The sequence below is a fragment of the Serratia sp. CY37869 genome (assembly GCF_052168895.1).
Classification (GTDB): Bacteria; Pseudomonadota; Gammaproteobacteria; order Enterobacterales; family Enterobacteriaceae; genus Serratia; species Serratia ureilytica.
Map to the genome: position 1 here is coordinate 734,294 of NZ_JBJNLU010000002.1, position 14,560 is coordinate 748,853.

The following is a 14,560-nucleotide window of genomic DNA, read 5'->3' on the forward strand; positions in this document are numbered from 1 at the left end:
AGACGTGTTATGAATAGACGTTTTTTTTTAAAGGAAGTTAGCCTGTTGGCTTTGTGGGTTAGCGTTGAAGCCCGTTTTTCTCTTTCCTTAGCCAAAAGTCTTTCTGCTGAAAATCCGCAACTAATAACACTTGAGTCAATTAAAAAAAGTATCATGCCTGACAAGCTTGGGAGTGTGATAGCGAGAGTTTCCGCCTCTGACTACTCCGGCTCCTCTACCGTTCGATTGAATCGTGAGTCTTCAGAGGATAATAAGGATATGGCAGGTAAGGGGTGGTCTGATATAGGGATAATAAATAAGAAAGCATTACTGTTTGATTCTGAAGGAAAAGCTTTTTCTCTGATGGCCAAAAGTGGTTTCTTTTCCATCGAAAGTCTTGGCGGAGGTATCGGTACTGACGACAGTGCGCTGATGGAGATCGCTCAACATTTATCTACGCAGCCCGTTCAATTGGTTAAAGATAAAGTTTATTACTACGGCAATCCGGTCAGTCATTCCGGAGGAGCTGGATGGATCGGAAATAATGCGACGATAAAATGCCTCTCTACATCATCTGATGCTCCTCGGTTTCCATTTATCACTTCTCCTGTGACAGCTGACAATACACCCAACGATACCCTGCATTCGAGCTCAGGAGTACGAGGTGTAGTGTTTAAGGATCTAACTATCGATACTGATTATCACGATACTACTGGAAAGGTTGGATTCCTCTATGCAGAGAATACACTACATGATTGGAGTGATTGTCTTTTTGATAATGTAAGTTTTAAAAATGCTAAATTTGATAATCTTGCCATGCAAAAAAACTGTCATGATATAGTATTTAAGAACTGTTCATTTACCAACTCTGGGCAAGATAGTGTCGTGGTCAGAAAAACGTGCTATGAGATCAAGTTCATTGATGGATGTTTTTTTTCAGATACCGCAAAAGTGCAATCTGGCGGTGATGGTGTTGTTATAAAAGGGCGTGGTATTAGCGTTATAGGTTGCAGGTTTGAGAATATTGGCCTCGGTAAAAAAGGGGCTGCGATTGCCAATAATGCTGAAGATGCGGATAACGCACAAGAGTCTAGTGATGGCGTGTTTAATGATAACTACTTTCTCAACTGCTATGGTGGTCTTGGGATTGGCACGGTAAAAAGCTCACTGGCTTTCTCAAATAACTGGATATCAAATGTCACAGCTTCTGGTAATACATTTGAAAATATAAAAAAAGTTGCTATTGGTGCAAGATATGTTCGTGGTTTTATTTCTAACAATAATATTGTGAAGAACCAGTCGAGTGCAAGGGATTTTTCAATAGAGCTGCTCCATGTCGCTGATGCTGATTGTGATTTTTCTGTCTCACAGATTGAGGGGGGAGCCATTCATCTACGTGATTGTTCCGGGAAAATTAAATTATTGGCAAATAATGTTGCTATCTCTGGTTTCAATAATGCCGTTTTTATCGAGAAAAGCCATGATGTTGTGGCAGATTTGACCGTAAACAATTCCGGCCGTGGTGGAGGCTACATTGATACCCTGAGCAGCAGTTCAATTTCTATCAAGTCTTCGATGACGAAAGGAGTTGCTCTCCAGGTGCTAAATGCTACAAGCTCTAAAATCAGTGCGGTAGTTAGAGACTCATTACTTGATGGTATCTTTTTGAAAGACTTTAAAAATATTACTCTGAAAGCAGATGTAAAAAACAGCGGTAAAAATCAAAAGGGAAAATATAATGCCGTTGCTGTATTTTCAGGAAACGGTGTGAAAATAGATTTGTCTTCCGATTCTGGCAACTATTTGTATGATTTATTTGTCGACAAAAGTGCTACTCAAGTTGAGGTTGCTGATAGTTTATCTGTGTTAAAAACTAACTACTCAGATGCCGATTTACGAGGTAAGTAGTCACTATATTGATTATTGTCAAGGCTACTATTTTATGATGGGATTCATAAATCCGCACTGAGAAAAAATAAATAATCGGTCTTCTCATCTGTTTTTATTAGCTGTGTTTGCTGTATTATATTGATAAATAATAAAAAATCTCCGCCCAACAATATGTTTCTGCGTTACTTGACAAACTTTTGGTTACCTCCTTTATTTAGTCTGTAGAGATGTAAATCCTTTCTCTGCAAACCTTATGATTCGGACATTTTCCCTCATCATTCGCTCGTTCGGATGATTTTGAGGTTAGTTTTCTAAAGGGGTAATTTATGGCTTCTCTAGCGAATCAGCAGACCGCTGCTGCGATTTTTTACGCGGTTTTAGGACGCAACCCAAGCGAGTACTCGTTCAAAAATTTTGGCGAGAGTCTCGAAACGGGTCAGTACACAACTAGCAGTTTTGTTAATTTGTTACTGACAAGCGTTGAAGGTACTGCTCTTTATCAAGGGAAAAGCAGTACGGATATTGTGACGAAGGTTTATACATTGGTCTATGGCTCTACGCCAAACTCAACAACTGTTACCGATCTGTTAGCTATCGGGAGCTTGCCAGTTGTCCTTGCGTCTATCGTTGATACAGTGCTGCATTATCAGGGATATGATGCGTCATTGCTGAGTTCACAGCTCGCATTTACTAACAAAGTGAACTCAATTCTCTATTCATCGACAGCTAGTTTACCTCCACTGAATCTACAGGAACAAATTGCAGCATTGTACCTAGGAATACCGGGAAGAGAAGTTGACTCTAGCGGCTTGAAATACTGGAGTACAGATTTGTTGCGAGGGACTAGCTACGTTGATGTCATCAAAAAACAGTTGCTAACTTCTGAATACCTACAAAAAGTTGGTTCGCTTTCAGGTGATGCATATATTCAACATGTTTATACTTTAGTTCATGGCATTGCTGCTACCCCACAGCAATTAGCGGTATATTCAGCACTTGGGTCTGATAAAGCTGTTATTGCTCAGGCCATCATCAACGACCTGCGGAACTCGACTGCCACTGATACCACAACTGTAACTCAACAGCATGGGTTCGAATTTGATATCGGTACCAGTCTGCTGTACAAAACGGCAGCTTCGCTGACCGCAACGGCTGCGGGCGGTAACGCTACGGGAACAGTAAATACCGGGGCTTCTCACCAAATTAGCAACGCCGAAACAGCTGTACTGACGAATGTCCAATTGAACGCCAATGCCGCCAGCCTGGTCAACCTGAAGTTCGCCGATCACTTGGCCAACCTGACCATCAACGGCACCAGCGCGGCAACGGTTAACCTGTCTGACAACGGTGTCAACCCAGGGGTTGCTGTCACCGTCAACAACGGCAACGTGATCCTGAATGCCAGCTCCGGCGCAGACAACGTGGTCGTTACTTCGACGGCAAACATCGCGACCGGCACGGCGAAGTTTAACCTCGGCGCCGGTAACGACAGCCTGCACTGGGCGGGCAACGGTGTTTCCGGTGGGGCGAACACTGTCGCGAACACGGTTAAGGCTGATGGCGGCGCAGGTACCGACTCCATCTCCGCCAACTTCATCACCAAAACCGTAGTGACTAACCAGAACGCCCTGGGCGTTCGCACCAGCACAGTGAGCAGCAACGCCAACAACTTCTCGAACTTTGAGCAGATTGATCTGACCGGCTATATCGGTAAGTCTGTCGGTACGCTGATTACGACACCGCTGATTGGTTCACCGACCACCACCAGCGTCACTACGCCAACCAACACCTTCGACTTTGGCCTGACCAACGGCACGTCTACGGTAGAAGGCACTACGGGCGGCACTGTCACCCAGAACGCAGCGGCGACCAACCTGGGGACGCAAGGCTTCGTGATCTCCGGCCTGGCTAACGTCAACGTCATCAACGCTGCCGGCGGTAACGCCGCGCAGCTGGAAGTGAAAGGGAATGCCACCGCTGCCAGCACGCTGAACTTTACCTTTGTGCAGAACGCCACCGATCACTTCAACATCAACTTTGATGCGGTGAGTTCTGCCAACGTGAATGCCGGCGCCATCAGCCTGAACAGCAGCAGCAGCCTGATTGGTGGTACTGCATTGAGTACGGTGAACGTGGCTTCGGGCGGGACCGGTAGTTTTGACAATATCTTGTCGTTGGCCGGCACCAATGCGCAGGTTCAGACCATCAACGTGACCGGTGATCACGCGCTGGATCTGACGCTGGGCAGCGGTTTTAGCAACGTGCGTGATATCAATGCATCCACTAACACCGCTGGTCTGAATCTCGACTCCAGCCATGGCGGCACCGGTGACGGCATTATCATTCAACTGCTGAACATTCTGCCGCTGAGCGTCGTCACTACCAACCTGCTTGCGCCTGTGCTGACGGCGTTGGGTCTGAACGGTTATCAACTGACCGTAGAAGGCTCAAGCGCTGCCGACACTTTGGGCGTGATTGGCAACACCACGCTGACCGGCGGTGCGGGTGCGAACATCTACGACATCAAAGCGAGTAATACGCAGGCCGGTGTGACCATCAAAGACTTTAGCAGCCTCAAAGACAAGATTGTCGATGTTAACCATGGCGGCCTGACTATCTCCAATGACGCCAGCGGCACGGCGGTCGCGGACTACGGCACGCGCTCAGCAGATACGCTGGATGCGCTGTTGGGGACCCTGGTGGGCGGTTTGACCAATGGCGTTATCGGCCTTCTGGGCGGTATTCTCGGTCTGGATGGCAACAACTCGCTGACGTCGAAAGTGGGTGTGGCATCCGTTGTATTCAGCGGTGGCGGCAATACCGCCAGCTCCTATGTGATTATCGACAACAATGATAACCACGCGCTGGATCTTAACGATACCGTCGTATACCTGACTGGCCAGAACCACCAGCAATTGGTGGATACTCTGCACTACGCCTAAGGGTAAAGCTGCAAGAACAAATAATTCCACATGGAACTATTTGGGGTTAAATAATGCGGGGGCGTAATCCCCCGCATGTTTAATTTTGTGAGCGGCGTCATTCTCTCTAAGTTATTCCATTTCGTTATCTTCCCTTCTTGCTTTTATTTTCTCATATCGCATTGTTTTATTTGGCTTTTGTCAGGCGCGTTGATCGGCTTTTTTTTTATGGCCCACCTTGCCGGTTTTCACTTTCTCTACCTATAGTTAACGAAAGTATCTGCAGTCTCGGGCATTTCTTTGAGGTGAGCCTTCTCGGGATAATTCTTTTTTTAGGAATTTCTTTAGGGAGGGGGTCAATGCGGATTGGACTGACAGTGCACATGATGTAAGGGCAGAACGTGAATCAATTTATCCCGCGCAACGAAATTGCGGATGTTATACGTACACGCAGCAAAGTCTTCTGGACCGTTGGTATATTTACTGCGTTTATTAACCTGTTAATGCTGGTTCCTTCCATTTATATGCTCCAGGTTTACGACCGGGTGCTGCCTTCGCGCAATGAAATCACGCTGTTAATGCTGACGCTGATCATGCTGGGCATGTTCGGCATGATGTCGCTGTTGGAATACGTGCGCAGCATGGTGGTGATCCGCATCGGCAGCCAGCTGGATATGCGTCTCAACACGCGAGTCTATACCGCGGCCTACGAAGCGAATCTGAAAAACGGTTCGTCTGACGCCGGTCAGATGCTGAGCGATTTGACCAATCTGCGCCAATTCCTCACCGGTAGCGCGCTGTTCGCCTTCTTTGATGCGCCGTGGTTTCCGATCTATCTGTTGGTGATATTCCTCTTTAACCCTTGGTTGGGCCTTTTCGCCCTGGTCGGTGCGCTGTTGCTGATCGCATTGGCGGTAATCAATGAAGTGGTTTCGAAAAAGCCGCTGGGAGAAGCCAGCAAGCTGTCGATCATGTCAGGTAATTTGGCCAGCACCAATCTGCGAAATGCCGAAGTGATCGAGGCTTTGGGGATGTTGCCTAACCTGAAACGTCGGTGGTTCGGTCTGCACCAGCGGTTCTTGAACAGCCAACGCATCGCCAGCGAACGCGCATCGCGGGTCACGTCAATCACCAAGTTCGTGCGTATGTCGCTGCAGTCCTTAGTGTTGGGCCTGGGGGGATGGTTGGCGATTGATGGGCACATCACGCCCGGCATGATGATCGCCGGTTCTATATTGATGGGGCGAACGTTGGCGCCGATCGAGCAGGTCATTAACGTTTGGAAAAGCTATAGCGCGGCCAAACTTTCTTATGGCCGCTTGGTCAAGCTGCTGGAAACGCATCCGCAGCGTGGTACCGGCATGTCGCTGCCGCGTCCGGAAGGTGTGCTCTCCGTAGAAGGCGTGACCGCCACGCCTCCGGGATCGAAAGGGGATGCGGTGCTGCATAACGTAAGTTTTGCCATTCAACCCGGCGATGTGCTGGGGATTATCGGTCCGAGTGCGTCGGGCAAATCAACATTGGCGCGCTTACTGGTCGGTATTTGGCCTGTGAGCGAAGGGATAGTGCGGTTGGATAATGCCGACATCTACCAGTGGAACAAAGACGAACTGGGGCCCTATATCGGCTATCTGCCGCAGGACATCGAGTTGTTCGCCGGCACTATCGCCGAGAACATCGCTCGCTTTAACGACATCGATTCAGAGAAAGTGATTGAGGCTGCCAAGCTGGCTGGTGTGCATGAACTGATCCTGCGTTTCCCTAACGGTTACGATTCGGTGATCGGCAACGGTGGTGCAGGGTTATCCGGCGGGCAGAAGCAACGTATCGGCCTGGCGCGGGCATTGTATGGCGATCCCGCGTTGGTGGTGTTGGATGAGCCTAACTCCAACCTGGATGATGCCGGCGAGAAAGCGTTGAACCAGGCCATCATGTTCCTTAAACAGCGTAATAAGACGGTGGTCCTGATCACTCACCGCACCAATCTGCTGTCGATGACCAGCAAGCTGTTGCTGTTGGTTAACGGGAACGTCAATGCATTCGGCCCAACGCAGCAGGTGCTGCAGGCGTTGGCGAATGCGCAAAAAGCGCAGGTGCCTCCGCAGGCGGTGCGTGCGGTGAACTCCGAGCCGGATGAAGGCGAAATCCCTAAAACTCAAATTAATTAAGCCGTGAACTTGCCCGGCGGCGCTTTTGCGTCGCCGACAGTCAAAGGAGTTGGTATGTCTACGCATATTGGCGAGCCGCAAGACTCGTATACTGAAGAGATCCCACAAGATGAACGGCGGTTTACCCGTATGGGGTGGCTGGTGGTCGGGATCGGTCTGTTCGGGTTTTTAGCCTGGGCGGCCTTTGCGCCGTTGGATAAAGGGGTGGCGTCGCCGGGATCGGTAACCGTTTCCGGCAACCGCAAAACGGTGCAGGCCCCGGCCAGCGGCATCATTAAGAATATTGCGGTCAGAGATGGCGACAAAGTGAAAGCCGGTGAGGTGCTGGTGCAGCTCAGCCAGGTGCAGGCTCAAGCTCAGGTTGATTCGCTGCGGGATCAGTACTACACCACGCTGGCGACAGAAGGGCGCTTGCTGGCAGAACGCGATGGGTTGAGCATAGTGACTTTCTCACCCATTTTGGACGCGGTGAAAGATAAACCTCGCGTGGCAGAAATCATTGCATTGCAAACGCAGCTGTTCGCCTCCCGCCGCCAAGCGCTGCAAAGTGAAATCGACGGCTATAAGCAGTCAATGGACGGAATCCGTTTCCAATTAAAAGGACTGCAGGATTCGCGCGGTAACAAACAGATCCAGCTTTCCAGCCTGCGTGAGCAGATGAACAGCATGAAGCAGTTGGCGGCGGACGGTTACCTACCGCGTAACCGTTACCTGGAAGTGCAGCGCCAGTTTGCCGAGGTAAATAGCAGCATTGATGAAACGGTGGGGCGGATTGGCCAATTGCAAAAGCAGTTGCTGGAATCACAGCAACGCATCGATCAGCGTTTCGCCGACTACCAGCGCGAAGTCAGAACGCAGCTGGCGCAAACTCAAATGGACGCCAGCGAATTCCGCAACAAGCTGCAAATGGCCGATTTCGATCTGGGCAACACCGCCATCACCTCACCGGTGGACGGCACCGTGGTTGGATTGAATATCTTCACTCAGGGGGGCGTCGTGGGAGCGGGTGACCACCTGATGGACGTTGTGCCCAGCCAGGCGACTTTGGTGGTGGATTCTCGCCTCAAAGTCGACCTGATCGATAAGGTGTACAACGGGTTGCCGGTGGATCTGATGTTTACCGCCTTCAACCAAAACAAAACCCCGAAAATTCCGGGAACCGTCACCTTGGTTTCCGCCGACCGCCTGGTCGACAAAGCCAATGGCGAACCTTACTACCAGATGCAGGTCACGGTCTCGCCGGAGGGCATGAAAATGCTCAGTGGCGAGGACATCAAGCCGGGGATGCCGGTGGAGGTGTTCGTGAAAACGGGGTCGCGCTCGCTGTTGAGCTATCTGTTTAAACCTATTTTGGATCGCGCTCATACTTCATTAACCGAGGAATAATTTTGATTCATTCAAAACGACAGGCTGCCGGTCTGGTTATCGGCACCCTTTTGTTTGCGATGTCTGCGCCGGTTTATTCGATAGGGATTTTAGACGCATATTCGCTGGCATTAGAAAAGGACCCGACCTTTCGGGCGGCTATAAAAGAGAAAGAAGCGGGAGATGAAAACGAAAATATCGGCAGGGCAGGGCTGCTGCCGAAGGTATCGCTGAACTACCAGAATTCGCCGCGCAACTGGCAAACTCAGAAGTACCCGCAAAGCGACTTTTTCGGCAATGTTTCGGAGGTTACCCGGCGGCAGCAATATCGCAGCTATTCCAGTTCGATCACGCTGACGCAGCCGCTGTTCGATTATGAAGCTTACGCCAGGTACAAAGCCGGCGTGGCGCAGACCATGATGTCGGACGAGCGCTATCGCGGTAAGTTGCTGGATTTGGCGGTGAGGGTGATTAACGCCTATGTCGAAGTGGCTTATTCCAAGGATCAAATCGCGTTGGCCGAAGCGCAAAAGGCGGCTTACAAGGAACAGCTGACTTTGAACGATCGCCTGATGAGCGCCGGTGAAGGTACCATTACCGACGTATCCGAAACTCAGGCGCGCTATAGCCTGGCTGAAGCACAGGTGATAGAAGCGCGCGATGCACTGGATGCCGCGCAGCGTGAATTGGAAGTAATTATCGGCATGCCGCTGAACCAACTGGATGAATTGCAGGTCTTGCGGCCGGGTAAATTCAAAGTGGCGCCGTTAATCCCGTCCAAGTTCGAAGAGTGGCAAAAGATCGCGTTGGAGAACAACCCTGTATTGGCCGCCTCGCGTCATGGCGTGGATGCTGCTAAGTATGATGTCGAAAGGAACCGGGCTGGCTTTATGCCACAGGTTCAGCTGTATGCTTCGCATTCGGAAAACGACTCCAGCAGCGACAACACGGTTAACCAGAAATACCGTACTGACAGCATTGGCGTGCAGGTCAGCATGCCTATTTATTCCGGTGGCGGTGTTTCGGCATCGACCCGCCAGGCAGCGGCGCGTTACGGGCAAGCGATGTATGAAATGGATGCGCAAACGGGCACCACGCTCAACGATCTGCGCAAACAGTACAATTTGTGTATTAGCAGCAGCGCTAAAGTGGCGGCCTATGAACTGGCGGTTCAATCGGCGACGACCCAGGTGACGGCGACCCGGCAAAGCGTGCTGGCGGGGCAGCGCGTCAACGTCGATGTGCTCAACGCCGAACAGCAGCTCTACAGCGCCCAGCGTGACTTGGCCTCCGCCAAATACACCTATATCAAGTCCTGGATTACCCTGCTGAGCGACTCCGGTACGCTGGACGAGAAGGATGTGTTGCGTGTGGCGCAGTATTTTGCCCGCAGTCGATAACAACATATTCACTATGAGCATTAATCTGAAAGAGCAGCACTATGCTGCTCTTTTTTGCGTTAATACGTTATGTTATCGGCTGGTGGTTCCTTCGATATTTATGCTTGCCTGACTAATTTCTATACATAACTTTCTGTTAAGGAACGGTAGGTTAGAGGGATACATGCTTTTCGCAAAGTGTAACAATTGGATGGTAATTGCACGATATTTAGTATGATGCTGCTGATACGTGGCGTCGTCCTTATAAGAATGATGACTGAGTAAAGGGTAGATAATGTCCAAACTAATTCCTGTGGTTATGGCCGGCGGTACTGGGAGTCGTCTATGGCCGATGTCGCGAGAATCGTTTCCTAAACAGTTTTTGTCTATTGATGACAGTGGTATAAGCCTGCTGCAACAGACGTTACAGCGTTTGTCAGGTCTGGCGGGCATTGAGGTTGCCGCCCCTCTGGTCATCTGTAACGAGGAACATCGTTTTTTAGTTGCCGAACAATTACGTGAAATTGGACAATTAGCGACCAATATTATTTTAGAGCCCGTAGGGCGTAATACCGCGCCGGCAGTGGCGCTAGCCGCTCATCTTGCTGCTGAGGAAGACGAAGACAGTATGCTTCTGGTGTTGGCAGCAGACCATCTGATCACCAAAGTGGATAATTTTCACGCGGCTATCCAGACTGCTATCTCGTTTGCAGACAATAACCAGCTGGTCACGTTTGGCATTATTCCTGAGCACCCTGAAACAGGCTACGGCTACATTAAGCGTGGTGAACACCTTTCCAATGCGTGTTTCAAAGTTGATTCGTTTGTTGAAAAGCCTCGTTTGGAGAAAGCGATCGAATACCTTGCCTGTGGTGATTACAGCTGGAACAGCGGCATGTTCATGTTCAAGACCGCCAAGTTCCTGCAGGAACTGCGGCAGTTTAGTCCTGAAATTTTCAGCACAACGCAGCAGTCTGTGATCAACAGTCAGCGCGACATGAATTTTATTCGGGTTGAGCAAGACATCTTCAAACATTGTCCGAGTGACTCCATCGACTATGCGGTGATGGAAAAGACGCAAGATGCGGTGGTGATTCCTATCGATGCGGGATGGAGCGACGTCGGCTCCTGGTCCTCGTTGTGGGAAGTATCAAAGAAAGATCATATGGGTAATGTCAACGTGGGTGAAATTATCTCGATCGATTCTAATGATAACTACATTTCCTCTGAGTCCGCGCTGGTGGCGACCATCGGGTTGGAAAACCTTGTTGTGGTCAACACCAGTGATGCTCTACTGATCGCTCACAAAGACAAAGTGCAGGATGTTAAGAAAGTCGTTGATGAGCTTAAAAAGCGCAATCTCCATCATTTCCGCAAGCATTCATCGTCATACCGGCCTTGGGGAAAAATTAGCGAGATCGATAACGGTAATTACTACCAAGTAAAAAAAATTGTAGTACGTCCATCCGAAGGTTTGTCTGTGCAAAGACATCATCATCGTTCCGAGTATTGGGTTGTTGTTAGCGGAACAGCTAAGGTTAGAGTGGATGATAAAGAGTTCTATCTCTCTGAAAATCAATCGACTTTCATTCCCTCTGGCTGTATCCATACGCTTGAAAACCCTGGAAAGATTGATTTGGAGATGATTGAGGTCAGGTCTGGTCAGTATTTGGGGGATGACGATATTGAACGACTGCATGACCGTTATGGAAGAAAATAACATGGAAAAATTAACTTGTTTTAAAGCTTATGACATTCGGGGAAAACTGGGTGAGGAGCTGAATGAGGACATCGCGTATCGTATTGGACGCGCCTACGGCGAGTTTTTGAAGCCCAGAAATATCGTGTTGGGAAGCGATGTGCGGTTAACCAGTGAAAGCCTGAAGCTGGCGTTGGCGAAAGGCTTGCAGGATGCGGGTACCGATGTTATCGACATCGGCTTAACCGGCACCGAAGAAATCTATTTTGCCACGACTTATTTGAAAACGGATGGTGGCGTGGAAGTGACCGCCAGCCATAACCCTATTGATTACAACGGCATGAAGTTGGTGCGTGAAGGATCCCGCCCAATTAGCGGCGATACCGGATTACGAGCGATCCAAGAACTGGCGGAGAAAAATCAGTTTCAGGCGCCGGCTGCAACGCGCGGTAGCTATGTTCGCCAGGACGTATTAGGGGCTTATGTAGAGCACATTCTGTCCTACGTCGACGTGAACAACTTCAAGCCATTGAAGCTAGTGATCAACTCGGGCAACGGTGCGGCAGGGCATGTGATCGATGCTATTGAGGCGCAATTGAAGGCGCGGGGTGTGCCGCTGGAGTTTATCAAGGTGCATCACCAGCCGGACGGCTCTTTCCCTAACGGTATTCCCAACCCATTGCTGCCTGAGTGTCGTGCGGATACCGCCGATGCGGTGCGTGAGCATGGCGCTGATATGGGCATTGCGTTCGACGGCGATTTCGATCGCTGCTTCCTGTTCGATGAAAAAGGCGATTTCATTGAGGGCTATTATATCGTCGGCTTGCTGGCGGAGGCCTTCTTGCAGAAACAGCCGGGCGCGAAGATCATCCACGATCCACGCCTGAGTTGGAACACCGTCGATGTGGTCACCGATGCCGGGGGCGTACCTGTGATGTCGAAAACCGGCCATGCTTTCATTAAAGAACGCATGCGTGCGGAAGACGCCATTTATGGTGGAGAGATGAGCGCTCACCACTATTTCCGTGATTTTGCTTATTGTGACAGTGGCATGATCCCATGGCTGCTGGTCGCTGAGCTGGTCAGTGTGAAGGGACAAACGCTGGGACAACTGGTACAGGATCGCATTGCCGCCTACCCGTCTTCCGGTGAGATCAATATCAAGCTGGCTCAGCCTGCCATGTCCATTGAAAGCGTTAAACAACACTATTTACCGCATGCCGATGAGGTGGACTACACCGATGGCATCAGCATGGCGTTCGCAGGCTGGCGTTTCAATCTGCGTTCTTCTAATACGGAACCGGTGGTGCGTCTTAATGTCGAATCGCGTGCCGATGTTGCGCTGATGCAAGAGAAAACTGACGAAATTTTGGCGCTGCTGGCCGCAGGAGCGTAATGTTTGTTTTGAAGGGTTGTGATAAGTCAGTGACGAGAGCGGTTTTACCGCTCTCGCTTCATGCCGTATTCAGAGAGCGGTATGATGTCTTTAGGGGAGGCGATGCAAGCCTGTTTAGGCGGCTTGGTAAGAGGCTTTCTTACAGAACGAAGAGATATTTTTCGGTACATCCGGAGTATAAGGGGTTGGAATGACAATTTTAGTCACCGGCGGCACGGGTTACATTGGTTCTCACACCGTTTTATCTCTGTTGGAACGAGGCGAAGATGTGGTGGTGTTGGACAATCTGTCGAACTCGTCTGCGGAATCGTTGCACCGTGTGGAAAAGCTGACGGGGAAAGCGGCGGTGTTCTATCAAGGCGATGTCCAGGATGAGGAATGCCTGCATCGGATCTTTGAAGCGCACCCGATTACGGCCGTCATTCACTTCGCTGGTCTTAAGGCGGTAGGGGAATCTACGCGTAAGCCGCTGGAATACTACCAGAATAACGTCACCGGAACACTGGTGTTGCTGGACGCTATGCGCCGTGCCCGCGTTCATGCGTTTATCTTCAGTTCGTCCGCCACCGTTTATGGTGCCAACTCGCCGGTGCCCTACGTCGAGACTACGCCAATCGGTGGCACGACCAGCCCTTATGGCACGTCTAAGCTGATGGTGGAGCAGATTCTGCAGGATTTTGCTAAGGCTGAGCCGCAATTTTCGATTATTGCTTTACGCTACTTTAACCCGGTTGGAGCCCATGAATCGGGCTTGATCGGCGAAGATCCGAACGGTATTCCCAATAACCTGCTGCCTTACATCTCGCAGGTAGCGATCGGTAAGTTAGATAAACTGGGGATTTTCGGTGGGGATTATCCGACGAAAGACGGTACGGGTGAGCGTGACTACATTCATGTCATGGATCTGGCCGAAGGCCATCTGAAAGCGATGGATCATCTGCCGAAGATCAATGGGTTTAAGGCCTACAACCTGGGGGCTGGCGTAGGGCATTCTGTACTGGCGATGGTTCAGGCGTTTGAGAAAGCGTCAGGCGTAACGATCCCCTATCAAATTTTGCCACGTCGCGAAGGCGATCTACCCGCGTTTTGGGCGAATGCCGATCTGGCTTACCAAGAGTTGGGGTGGAAAGTTAACCGGGGTCTCGATGACATGATGCGTGACACCTGGAATTGGCAGAAGAAAAACCCGCAGGGCTACCGTTAAGCATATCTGTTACCGGCGCTCAGAGAGGTGTTAGGCCAGCTGCAAGACAATCGAAAGCCAAGAGTGTGAGACTACCTATCGACGAGGGCTGATCACCCTCGTTTTTATGGGCTTTATCTGATAATAATCAGTACTTCCTTATGAAAAATCCGCGCTATCAGATTATACTGGTGCCATTGAAGATACTTTGTTGGGACGATATGTCGTTATGGCATAAAACCGCAGGGTATTGATGGTCACGGTATCTGGTGTGTGAATATGAGATGTTCCCTCCTGGAAATGCCTTGTTGAAGATCTGTTGAGAGAGACAAGAGCAGCGAGTATGTTAGCCTATCAGGCTTGTGAAGCGATAAACTCCACCATTTCTCTTACTTTGCATCAGTAAGGTACACTGAAGTTTTGCGCTAATGGTAGTGAGTATCAAGCCGTTGAGAGGAAGACGCTGTGGTTGGTCACGGATTTTATCAATCGTTTACCTCAAAATGATGCTTCCTGGCTCCCTTGTTTGCCTCTGTTCTCATGTTGTTAACAGGTGGCGATAAGGAGGATTAGGCTTTGT

At 50.0% G+C, this 14,560-nt stretch carries 8 protein-coding genes; all 8 read left to right on the top strand.

Going from position 1 to position 14,560, the window contains the following annotated elements:
* Positions 1–9: 9 nt before the first annotated feature.
* The 8 genes from ACJ8J1_RS13840 (at position 10) to galE (ending at position 14,001) form a co-directional block, all read left to right on the top strand.
* Entirely contained in the window at positions 10–1,887 is a 1,878-nt protein-coding gene (locus ACJ8J1_RS13840) for a right-handed parallel beta-helix repeat-containing protein (RefSeq protein ID WP_146049821.1), read from the top strand.
* A gap of 308 nt (positions 1,888–2,195) precedes the next feature.
* The gene (locus ACJ8J1_RS13845) at positions 2,196–4,811 is read left to right on the top strand and encodes a beta strand repeat-containing protein (RefSeq protein WP_033642469.1); all 2,616 of its coding nucleotides are present in this window, start codon (positions 2,196–2,198) and stop codon (positions 4,809–4,811) included.
* A gap of 380 nt (positions 4,812–5,191) precedes the next feature.
* Positions 5,192–6,958 (top strand): type I secretion system permease/ATPase, encoded by a 1,767-nt coding sequence (locus tag ACJ8J1_RS13850; RefSeq protein WP_033642470.1) that lies wholly within the window; start codon positions 5,192–5,194, stop codon positions 6,956–6,958.
* A 54-nt stretch (positions 6,959–7,012) separates the two neighbouring features.
* Positions 7,013–8,344, top strand: a complete 1,332-nt coding sequence (locus tag ACJ8J1_RS13855; protein ID WP_033642471.1) for an HlyD family type I secretion periplasmic adaptor subunit — start codon at positions 7,013–7,015, stop codon at positions 8,342–8,344.
* Between the two features lie 2 nt (positions 8,345–8,346).
* Positions 8,347–9,723 (top strand): TolC family outer membrane protein, encoded by a 1,377-nt coding sequence (locus ACJ8J1_RS13860; protein WP_033642472.1) that lies wholly within the window; start codon positions 8,347–8,349, stop codon positions 9,721–9,723.
* Positions 9,724–9,997: 274 nt separating this feature from the next.
* Entirely contained in the window at positions 9,998–11,422 is a 1,425-nt protein-coding gene (locus ACJ8J1_RS13865) for a mannose-1-phosphate guanylyltransferase/mannose-6-phosphate isomerase (RefSeq protein WP_033642473.1), read from the top strand.
* A gap of 1 nt (position 11,423) precedes the next feature.
* Positions 11,424–12,797, top strand: coding sequence for a phosphomannomutase CpsG (gene cpsG / locus ACJ8J1_RS13870; RefSeq protein WP_033642474.1), 1,374 nt, complete (start codon positions 11,424–11,426; stop codon positions 12,795–12,797).
* A 190-nt stretch (positions 12,798–12,987) separates the two neighbouring features.
* A complete protein-coding gene (gene galE, locus ACJ8J1_RS13875) occupies positions 12,988–14,001 on the top strand; it encodes a UDP-glucose 4-epimerase GalE (RefSeq protein ID WP_033642475.1) in 1,014 nt (337 codons plus the stop codon).
* The last annotated feature ends 559 nt before the right edge of the window (positions 14,002–14,560 follow it).

Bases quoted from the DNA above. Each gene is read 5' to 3' on its own strand.
- ACJ8J1_RS13865 (WP_033642473.1), top strand. From the start codon at position 9,998: ATGTCCAAACTAATTCCTGTGGTTATGGCCGGCGGTACTGGGAGTCGT.
- ACJ8J1_RS13840 (WP_146049821.1), top strand. From the start codon at position 10: ATGAATAGACGTTTTTTTTTAAAGGAAGTTAGCCTGTTGGCTTTGTGG.
- cpsG (WP_033642474.1), top strand. From the start codon at position 11,424: ATGGAAAAATTAACTTGTTTTAAAGCTTATGACATTCGGGGAAAACTG.
- galE (WP_033642475.1), top strand. From the start codon at position 12,988: ATGACAATTTTAGTCACCGGCGGCACGGGTTACATTGGTTCTCACACC.
- ACJ8J1_RS13845 (WP_033642469.1), top strand. From the start codon at position 2,196: ATGGCTTCTCTAGCGAATCAGCAGACCGCTGCTGCGATTTTTTACGCG.
- ACJ8J1_RS13855 (WP_033642471.1), top strand. From the start codon at position 7,013: ATGTCTACGCATATTGGCGAGCCGCAAGACTCGTATACTGAAGAGATC.